We start from the raw sequence: 10470 nt of genomic DNA, 5'->3' as shown, positions 1-10470 counted from the left end.
CCCATAATTTAGCACATATTGGAACTATCCTGCCCATTAGCTTAATAAAGAAGAGGAGCAGTTCACCGTAGCAATCTGCTCCTTGTTTGTTGAACTAACGTTACCCGTTAGTTGAATGAAATAATAAATATAATTACCCATGTCATTAAGCTGTTGGGAGAATTTTTACATTTATTCTTGGTAAACTACAATCGTTAAACCTGACTCGCCCATTAATCCATAATCTATTTCAACAACTATTTTACGTTCAGGGAATAGATGTGTAAGCCTGATTTCCCATAATGACTTGAGAACTCGAGCAAACTCCATGAAAATAATTTCGTTTTCAACCGATTCATCATAAGACATTATGAAAAAATCTCCGATAGACCAACTGTTTACCCATTTCTCGACTTGTCTTCTATCGTTATTGAATCTCTTCTTGATTTCTTTTAGACTTCCTTCACCATTGAAAAAGTTTGATATAAAAATATATTCGCCTACTTCAATTATATCTGGCCAAAAAACACTCGCAACAGACAAGTGCTGCTCAATTGTGCATGTATTAGCTGCATTATTCATTAAATTAGTACCCATTATGTCTTTAAATTCTTTTAGGGTCTCTCCGTTAACTATGCTACTATGTTTGATCACGACGCAGCACACTTCAAATCATATTTTTGATAATATTCATTCGAGATACAGCAACCTAATCCCTTTAACGTTCTTCAACTAAACTGCCCGTTAGCGTAATGAAAAAATGGAGCAGCTGGCGATGCAACTGCTCCATGGTGGGTTGAACTAACGTTCCCCGTTAGTTCAATAAATCGTTTTATATATCCTATCCGTATCAGTATCTATAACGAAATCAACCTCTTCATCTTTATCAAAAGGTAATTGCTCAAAACTATGGAGCCTGCAAAATACATCGGGTAAATCTTAATATCAGAAGTCTGCCTTTTTGCTTGTATATACTTTTGTTTTAATTCTTGTTTAGTACATTTGGCACCTGTAACATAAACTCGGTGAAAATAGCCATCAATTTCAACTAACATAGGCATCACGACTGGTTGGTACCAATCCATAAAGCTAAGGATACATACATAATAACTCATCCCGATTCCATTAGTTAATCTTTTTTCTTTACTCAAGAATCCTTTAACAAACGAATGGAGCCGCCTTGTGGTCCTGCCCGATATCTCAACGAGATACCGTTTCAATCCGACAGCTACCTGTTAATTGTTAAGCTATCGTACTTAGCTTAATAGTGTTAGTCTAAGACTTCGCACGCTACTGACAATGAATTTGCTTATTACAGCGGTAAAGCACCTAACAGATAAGGAAGACAATTAAATATAAAAAAACCGCCAATCCAGAGTAATTACCGATTCAGTGGTTTATTTTATGTATTATGGCTTATCGTTGGAGAATAAATTATATTCAGTTTGGCGTAGCGGCTTCCTCTTGCTTATTTCAGTAACAGAAACTAACGTATTTATTGAAATCATATCAAGAAGTGCTGCTTTTTCTTTTTCGTTGCATTGCTCAATAAAGTCAGGGGAGTAAACTATATTTTCACAGTAAGCAGGAATTATGTTGTTTAATACCTGAATCAATTGTGTAGGTGAAAGGGCGTTAAGTTGTTGTGCGAATTTTCTATAAGTCGAAGCATCCTGTTTTAACCAACTGATCAGCACAATTGTTTGGTCAGATTGCGGAAAGACGTTAAGTAAAAGCATGCTCATTTCGTCTTGTAAGTTAAGTAAATTGTTGGCCTTATTTCCTTCTAAATCAAACTCCAAATTAAATCCAGAACAAACTGCAAAGTTAGACGGACCTTCGATTTTAAACTCCATTGTTTCTAAAATGTCATGCTGACCTTTCATGATCGCGGCATCGAATATTTTTTTGGTACGCAGATTATCTTTTATGGCTAATTCATAGCCAATACCTCGTGCTCTATGATCTTCATCTTTCAAAAGACTAGGTTTATCATCTCCCATGTTCTTATAAGCATTTTTAGCTTCCATTTTCTTATGGTGCTCGTAAGCAAACGCTCGATATGCAAACAGAAAACGTTGTTCCTCTGTCCCTACATAGTCCGTATCTTCGATCGGTTGGAAGAGTATTTTGTCATGATGGCCACAAAATCCTGTAATGGTAGTAGCGACACCTCGGCCAATCGTCTTGAAACGGATATTAATTTTCTGAGATGTAGCCGTGCTACGCATCATGATAACATCCCCGTTACGGCTAATCCGGGCTAAAATCCGATTTTTATCATTTAACTGCTCCGTCCTCTTCTTAAACTCTTCCACAAAAGGTTCTGGCACTACATGGACATACTACCATACTAGCTCCATTAAAGGTGTAAAAGTCGATAATGCTAACCCTTAAGTGGATGAAATATTACAGGTGATTAAATACAGTTCAAAGGAAATTAAGTATTAGACTGACCCCAATAAAATAAACAGCGGCAGCCATAGACTAAAAATCAAAGTCTAAACTGCCGCTATTTTATTGAACTAACGTTCCCCGTTAGTTTAACAAGAATCGTTATATAGCGAATCCATTTTTTATGATTTCAGCAACTTCACGAGCGTTGATTTTCGTATTGTTTATTCTCAAATAGTTTTCTTTTTTAATTTCTCCCTCTAACGAGTTCAATCGATGTTGCTCCATTGTCTGTTTTAGATCCTGTTCAGAGAATGTGATATCTCTCTTTGTCGGTTTATGTTCAAGTCTATGGGGAGTCTTGTTACGCTCTATTCTCTCCTCAAGATCGGCTTCAAGCTCAACAAAATAGACATCCGCACCTTGATCCTCAAATATTTTACAAATTTTATCTACATAATCCCAATCGCTCTGCAAATCGAATCCCCATACATATGTGAATATCATTCCATACATATTACTGGCGGCGGTCGCTTCAAATATATCCTGACGGAATTTATCCGATAATCCCCACATTTCACTACTGAAGCCAAAATAAGGAGCCAGCAATTCTATCGTCATATGGTTGTGGAACAATTTTAAATCAGATATCATTTCCAGTTCATGCCCCACTGTCATTTTACCTACTGCCTGAGGACCAAATATCAAAACAAATTTCATGATATCACCACTTTTCGAAGTTATTTTAATAATAGTACTACAATTGGTCAAGTTTTATTGCACTAAACTGCTCGTTAGCTCAACGAAGCTGCCGATTTATATCGGCAGCCTCGTTCTGATGATTATGAAGCTATAGTTTACCGTTTGTTGAATAACAGTTTCTATTTTCAGATTACGTATTAGCTCTCACGTCGCCCCATCGCTCTACGGCTTTATTTTTTTAATGATTCAATTATCCCTTTGGCTATCACTCTACTTGTTATTAATTCAAATTTCATTCCAGGTTTGATTAAATAATTTGGTGCTTCTTCTTTTTCATGGAAAAGCAAATACAAGTCTGCAGTTGACTCTCTTTGAATGTTTGGAGAATTGTGAAATTCAATGACTGCACTCCATAAGCCATTTATTAATTCCCTATCTTCTTCAAAGATGATGGGTGTTGAGAAGTTACGAACTGGAATATTACTCTGACCGCCTTCATCAATAGTCAGAAAATATATTTTTACCTTTCCCACTGTCTTCATGATTTTATCAACTCTTTCAGAGTATTTCAGATAGCTTCTACTCAAATTATGAGCACATCGCAACACCTGCTCATTCATGTGTGTTTTCAACTACCGTTCCCAGTTAGTTTAACGAAGCATTCATAAACAGCGATCATTTATTATTAAGGAGTTAAGGTTGGTTGCTCGGGATCAGTAGTTGTAGAGATATCTTATAAAATTGGAGAATTTATCTGTGCTGAAAAATGGAGCTTCGATTGCCATGCCTATAAAATCAACCTCAACTAACTTTGGTTGGTCACTTCTGAAGTCATATCCATAAGCAGTTCCGCCACCATCCGAACCTATTAAAATAAGTCCAGGTGCAGTCTCTTGAACAGTGTATTCCCTGTTGGCTTGAACAATTTCTTGCATCTTCCATAATCTCAGATAACTATTGTCACCAATCGTACCTTCTCCGCCATTTGACTTTAACATAAACTCGACATAATCAGTGGGGAATTTATGACGAAGCGTGACTTCTACATTTTCAATTTCTTTATTCAGAATGGGTCCGTTCACTTGGAATTTCTCCAAATAACTTTTTAGCACTCTTTTCCCACCTCTTATATATAAGTTAAACCTTCATCTTCACTAAACTTCCGCTACTTCAATACAATCAATAACCAATCGTTTAGCCCGCTGCTGTCGTGGGTTGTATCAGCTATCGTTCCTCGTTAGTTTAACGATAATTCTTCATTTTTGATCGTGTACTTGAACCGTTATACTGCCAAAAAGTTTTTCACCGATATAAGCAACTAATTTCCAAAGACCAGGTGAAGGCAATGACATTTGTGAAGGAGTGTGTCCGTCAGCTCCATTATTAGGTCCACCTAATTCTAAGGCTTCAATTACAGTGATTTTTTCTCCTGTTTCTTTGCTAATACCCATTACTTTTAATGAACCTTGTAGTTCTTCAGGTTTTCCCCAAAAGTGCCACATATATTTTTGTTTTTTATTTGGATAAAAACGGACTACTTCACCATCATCATAAATAATCCCCAATTTCCCTTCTTGTCCTATCATCGTATAGGCACCTGATTTAAACAGATGGCTGACTTCCCAATCTTTGTTCTCGGGAATAGGTTTTTCTGCTGAGCATCCTGCGAGTAATAACAATACTGCAATCAATACAATTTTAGGATAAATCATTTCAACTAAACTCCTTTCTAATGTTTTACATAATTCTACAATTTATGGTTTCGAAGAGGAGATTTATTTTAATATTTGTTAAACTAAAATACCCTTTAGCTTAATAAAAACAAGGAGAAGCTAGAAGAAGCGGCGATATAGTTCTCGTCTCCGCTCTCCGCGCAACTGTGCATATATTTGAGTTGTCGATGCTTTCTCATGACCCAACATGCCTTGTATGAAATCCAATGGTGCCCCATTATCAAGTAATTGACATGCATAGGTATGACGAAAACGATGAGGATACACATTAGCTTCCATCTCTCCCCGAGTTGCAAGCCGCTTTAATGACCACCTGATCGTAGGAATTGCCATTCGTCGGGTAGGATTTGTATTCGTCACAAATAATGCTCTACACGAATCTTCTCGACTCGCCAGGTACTTTTTCAACCAAACCTTGCATTCAATAGTAAAGTAAACTTCTCTTTGTTTGGAGCCCTTTCCGTTAACAATTGCAGAGCAATTCTCCCAATTTAGATCTTCAATGTTTATCTTCTGTACTTCTCCAACACGACAGCCGGTGCTATATAGAAATTCAAGCAAAGCTCGTTCTCGAGTGGATAGACAAGAAATCTTCAGATGGATTACATCTTCCTCGATTAAAAATTTAGGAATGCGTTTATCCATCTTAGGCTCTCTTAATTTGAGAGAGGGGTTCGATGTGAGGTATGCTTCTTCATATGCAAAACGAAAAAGAGAACGAATAAAGCGGATACGATGTCCTAAACTGCTTGGCTTCAACCGGCCGGATTGCTTAGATAAGTATTCCTTAAGCAACTGTAATGTGACCTCTCCAATATCAAGATCACCAAGTTCTCCAAATAGCATCCTTAGCTGTAAGGCGTATGCTTTTAATGTGTGTGGACTAAATCCCTGAATCCGTTTATCAGCTTCATACAGCTTCCATAATTCACTTAAATTCATAAAATAACCTCCCATTAGGCCTAATAAGTCTAGGTTTGCTTCTAATGGGAGGTTTTAATCGTTGTATTGCACTAGCGTGTCCCGTTAGCGTAATGAAGATCGGGTCAAAAATCTTCGAAATGCCTCGAGCGGACCGAGTGTCGAATGGCCCGAAGTGTGAATTGGGTGTTATGAGATGTCGGCGTCTTCTTCGATTCATCTACCCTAATAATATTGTTGCTTTTTCTATTTCTCCTTGAGCATCTAGGTATTTCAATGTACTATCAACATCTTCAGTATTCATGGTCTTCACAATTATTAAATGCTGAATATTAAAACCTGGTGGATCTAGATTAGGTTCTTCAAAATGCTTTACTAATCTTTCTGGGGTGGTTACCAAACACCATCTCTTCATTCCATTATTAAAAGTTATCGTTACTTCGATTAGATCAAAAGAGTCCAATTCATCATCGAACTTCCAACTTTGTAGTATCGGTACATCCACTTTCCCCTCAGAGAAATAGTATTTAGCGATCCATATTCTTCTCTTCTGATTTCCGATTATTCTAAACTTTTCATAATCTTCAGCGACTACTTCATAAAACCTACCCTTAGTAATTGCGTGTCCATATACCCCTACACTGGTACAGGTAATATCTCTTTCTGCCATGTACTCACATCCGATACTATGTTCTGCTTGGTAATTGTGTTTCATAAATTCATGCGAGTGTCCTTTACTTATAATTTCTTAAAAATAGCCCTTTCGGTGTTCAACTATCGTTCCCCGTTAGCGGAATGAATCCTACTCACTGACTAATTCTTTTCAATCCCTCAAGTAAAACAAAGTCAATAGAATTTGTATAAACCGTGAATTGGTAATCAGTAGCGATAAATTCATAGATTTCGTCTTTGAAGGTCAGAAGATAATGTGTTCTGTCCTCCCAGTTTTTTGCTATATGCCGAGGATGGACACTGTGAACTTTCATTTCGTCACTTATCCAGTTTGAATGTTCTATTATGTGTCCGCTATAAAATTGTAGACCTTTTTTCCAAAGGCGATGACCATTAAGAACCTCATCATTAATATGAGTCATTTTAAGTCCATAACACTGGATGAATTCAATAAGTGCAATTTGTTCCTGATCACCCGCAATATAATAAATCAATATTGCTTTATTTGAATTGGAAATTAGGTGTGGACATGGGGAACCCGTATCACAGTTCGGGAAGATATCTATGACTTTTGCGAAAGCATAATACCACCTCAATGATTTATTTACTTTTTTAGCAAGTAGCTCTTCTATAAAATACCATTTGTTGGAATAGGTTGCTACGTGAAACTGCCCGTTAGTTCAACAATTGAGATGAACGGTTGTAGCTTTATAATAAAGTTTGATAATTTTTAAAGCTACATCCCCTTGGTTTTTCGTTAAGGAGACCAAGTATTTTTAAAATAAAGTTTGATAAAAACTAAATTTAACGACGAAGGGCTGCCAGGTGGCAGCCCTTTTGTTATTCAACTATCGTGTCCCGTTAGCGGAGCGAAGCTAAGATAGTAATAAGCTTACCTTAAATCCCTCTTATCAATTAAATGCGTTGGAATTTTTATAACTACCTTCCCTATCAACCTTTCTTTATCCACGAAAGGGGTAGTCCACGAATGAGAGTCGAAACTATCATTACGGTTGTCGCCTAAAAAAAAATATTTGTTTTCGGGGACAGTAATCGGACCAAATTCATACCGAATTGGCTCGTTTAAGTAAGTTTCGGATACTTTTACACCATTACGAATCAGTGCCCCGTTCATAATTTCAATCACATCACCAGGAGTTCCTATGAGTCTTTTTACATACCTTTCATTAACTTTCTCGGTTATAGGTGGATAAAATACAACAATATCACCAAACTGATAATCATCCATCCATATTATTTTCTCAACAATTAATCGGTCATTAATTTGAATGGTTGGAAGCATCGAACCAGTCGGAACAATCATAGCTTCTGCGACAAATGTTCTAATAGTCAATGACGCAACGATTGCAATTAGAAAGCTTATTCCCCAGCTTTTAATTATTTTCATGAATTGAACTCTCCTCTCCATTTCAACGAACTTATTATCTTTTATTAACGATTATTAAATGAAATTGGTTGCATTAACTATTCCTTTATACGTTTCCTAAGGTTCGAAGGTTACGCTCTTTTCCCTCATTTCATTAGCAGCAAATAACGTTACGGACTAATTCCATTAATCTGCCCGTTTGTTTATTGAATAATAGAAGCGGATTCATTACCGGCTGCTGTCATGTTGTATTGAGTTACTTAATAATAGATATAACCTCATTTATAAGTTGTCTTAATCGATTAAACCCTCAAAATACCTTCTCTTGCTTGAACAGTTGTTGAAGTAATCTGCCCGTTAGTTTAATAAAAAGAGCAGGCTGCTAGCGCCTGCTCAACAATGTGCTACTCAACTATCGTTCCCAGTTAGCGGAATGACATTTCTTAATCAGCGAGAGCACGTTTTATGATCGCTTTTGCTTCAGCAACTAACTTTTCATCTTTATAATCAATTGCCTGCATCATGATCAAAATGGGAATGTATATGGCTATCAATCGAGCTAATATCTTCGTTTCTTCATCGACATCCCCATATTCTTTGAAAAAGTCTGAACGCGCATCCGGAGGCAAAAAGCTATACGCGACATTCAAGTCGCAAGCAGGATGTCCGATATTGATATCTCCCCAGTCGATAATCCCTGAAATTATTCCATTCTCGTCTACCAGCATATTTTTAAAATGAAGGTCTCCATGGAGGAATACGTTTTTGGGTTTCACTTTTTCAGTTCCAAGCTGTTCCAAATAGTTCGATAATTCACGATACTCTTCTTCAGTAAAATGAAGGGCAAGGTCGGAAATGAATTTATGCAACTTTTCTTTACGCATTGCAATATCAATCAAATTTCTATGGTCATGTTGAACTCCATTTTCTTGGGCAATTTGCACAGGGAATGCATGTAAGCTTTTTAAAAATTGCGCGAGCGTTGTTGCTGATACCGCACGTTGCTTGTCAGTTAATCCGATTGGAAACTCTCCTGATAAATAGGGGTAGCCTAGGAAAGGTGCAGGATAATTATAATCCCCTTCCCCAAAAAATAGCGGTAACGAATATGCAATGAAACAATAATCTTTAAGCTTAGGTAGTATCTTTCCTTCCATCCTTAAACGATTAATTGCAACTTCTCTTCTTGGAAAGCGAAATACATATTCGACCCCGACAAGAAAAACAGTGTTATCCCAGCCGTATCCTAGTTTTTGTACGCTTTGTGAAGCTAACTGCGGAAACTGACTGCTTATTAATTTATGAGCCAATTCTTCTGATACTTCCCATTCCGCATCCCATTGATTCGTACTTCCCATACCCATTTATCGACTCCCTCACGAAAATAGAAAATAGGCTCGACTAGCCTGTTCCATTTACAACATCATATCATTAATTTGTTCTTCTGTTCGAGAACAACCTTACCGTCTGTTCCTCTATCCTGCCCGTTAGCTTAATAAAGAAAAGGAGCAGCAACCACTACAAACGGCTTCTTTTGTCGTTCAACTATTGTGTCCTGTTACTTCAATGATTTATTTTCCTTCAGACGTTTCAGACTACTCTTTAGCAACTTTATTGAGGACTTCATGGATTTTATTAGTTATCTCGTTAATGTTACGGGAACGATATTTCAAAATAGGGTTGTCCCAATACTCAGGTCCAGTTTCTTCGTCACCAATTTTCACTAAATATAATGTATACGCACCTTCTGGACTCATGGATGGATACCACCCTAAATCCAAAATCAATCCTTTCTTTTCATTTCTAAAATAGAATATATCCTCGTGTAGTTCCAATTCATAAGGATATGATTCGTCATGAAAGTCATCAGGATTAATTTCGAAAAAATGATTACAAACGACAGTCCAATCCGATGGAATTTCTAAAGGTACCAAATGTAGGCTCATTATTTAATAACACATCCTGTAATATCAATTATTCTTCATATTTCAAATATTCGCGAAGTGATTAAACTATCCTGCCCGTTAGCTTAATGATAGTTCCTTATCTCAAGATTAATCGGTTATGAGTATATGTTCTTTTCAATCTCGGCCAAGGATATATGTTCTTGTCTTCAGGCTTGGACATGAACATATATCCTTACAACAAAAAAACCGCTGTTTAGGCAGTTTCCAATACATATATGTTGTTGTTCTCTGACATCATTTTTTTATAAGGAGTATTCTAATAAGTTTATGCACTTGCCCAAGCTTCAATTCAGTATTCATATGAAATGACTCCTTCGACTGTGACGCTTCATATTAATACTAGTAGAAATACTTACGGGTTTCTGTCGTTTTTGTGTATGTAGATTACATAGTAATTATAATGATGTCTTGCTTGATAATGAGGACTCTCGCTCATTAAGAGTGGATAATTCAATATTTATAGTTTTATTATTGAATTAATGACCCGTTCTATCCTGTGAGGATCTAATAATACGGGTCATCATCTTACGTGGCAGCAACCGCGGCAAAAACGCGATGAACCGGTTTCGAGTTCCGGGCATTATTAATGTTTAAGCACAGTGAAAATTTCCTCAGGAACCCCGGTTGCAGTTACGTCCTTAGCAATGGGCGTCGCTTGAATTCCAAATTTCCGCTCTCGGATACTCCTGTGATAAGGACTGTCTTTCTCATTTTG

General features: G+C 36.9%; 12 protein-coding genes. All 12 read right to left on the bottom strand.

Annotated elements, in window-relative coordinates:
- Window positions 1-171 precede the first annotated feature (171 nt).
- Window positions 172-561 carry a hypothetical protein gene (locus AC0YOD_RS06030; protein WP_475798308.1) on the bottom strand — a complete coding sequence of 130 codons (390 nt, stop codon included), beginning with the start codon at window positions 559-561 and terminating at the stop codon, window positions 172-174.
- Between the two features lie 275 nt (window positions 562-836).
- On the bottom strand, window positions 837-1130 hold the full coding sequence (locus AC0YOD_RS06025) for a hypothetical protein (protein WP_475798307.1): 294 nt from the start codon (window positions 1128-1130) through the stop codon (window positions 837-839).
- Between the two features lie 258 nt (window positions 1131-1388).
- Window positions 1389-2297, bottom strand: coding sequence for a hypothetical protein (locus AC0YOD_RS06020; RefSeq protein ID WP_475798306.1), 909 nt, complete (start codon window positions 2295-2297; stop codon window positions 1389-1391).
- 238 nt (window positions 2298-2535) lie between these two features.
- Entirely contained in the window at window positions 2536-3093 is a 558-nt protein-coding gene (locus tag AC0YOD_RS06015) for a DEAD/DEAH box helicase family protein (protein WP_475798305.1), read from the bottom strand.
- Window positions 3094-3305: 212 nt separating this feature from the next.
- Window positions 3306-3608, bottom strand: a complete 303-nt coding sequence (locus tag AC0YOD_RS06010) for a hypothetical protein (protein ID WP_475798304.1) — start codon at window positions 3606-3608, stop codon at window positions 3306-3308.
- Window positions 3609-3788: 180 nt separating this feature from the next.
- Window positions 3789-4172, bottom strand: a complete 384-nt coding sequence (locus tag AC0YOD_RS06005) for an SMI1/KNR4 family protein (protein ID WP_475798303.1) — start codon at window positions 4170-4172, stop codon at window positions 3789-3791.
- A gap of 159 nt (window positions 4173-4331) precedes the next feature.
- Window positions 4332-4787: a hypothetical protein gene (locus AC0YOD_RS06000; RefSeq protein ID WP_475798302.1), complete on the bottom strand. Its 456-nt coding sequence runs from the start codon at window positions 4785-4787 to the stop codon at window positions 4332-4334.
- Window positions 4788-4907: 120 nt separating this feature from the next.
- Window positions 4908-5750, bottom strand: a complete 843-nt coding sequence (locus AC0YOD_RS05995; protein ID WP_475798301.1) for a tyrosine-type recombinase/integrase — start codon at window positions 5748-5750, stop codon at window positions 4908-4910.
- 199 nt (window positions 5751-5949) lie between these two features.
- Window positions 5950-6399 carry a hypothetical protein gene (locus AC0YOD_RS05990; protein ID WP_475798300.1) on the bottom strand — a complete coding sequence of 150 codons (450 nt, stop codon included), beginning with the start codon at window positions 6397-6399 and terminating at the stop codon, window positions 5950-5952.
- Window positions 6400-7293: 894 nt separating this feature from the next.
- Complete coding sequence (gene lepB, locus AC0YOD_RS05985) at window positions 7294-7809, bottom strand: signal peptidase I (RefSeq protein WP_475798299.1); 516 nt, start codon at window positions 7807-7809, stop codon at window positions 7294-7296.
- A 422-nt stretch (window positions 7810-8231) separates the two neighbouring features.
- A complete protein-coding gene (locus AC0YOD_RS05980; RefSeq protein ID WP_475798381.1) occupies window positions 8232-9146 on the bottom strand; it encodes a phosphotransferase in 915 nt (304 codons plus the stop codon).
- Window positions 9147-9383: 237 nt separating this feature from the next.
- Window positions 9384-9734 carry a hypothetical protein gene (locus tag AC0YOD_RS05975; protein WP_475798298.1) on the bottom strand — a complete coding sequence of 117 codons (351 nt, stop codon included), beginning with the start codon at window positions 9732-9734 and terminating at the stop codon, window positions 9384-9386.
- Between the last annotated feature and the right edge of the window lie 736 nt (window positions 9735-10470).

The sequence above is a fragment of the Paenibacillus sp. J31P13 genome (assembly GCF_056269295.1).
Note: the sequence above shows the minus strand (reverse complement) of the source record. Positions and strands in the feature narration are given on the sequence as shown.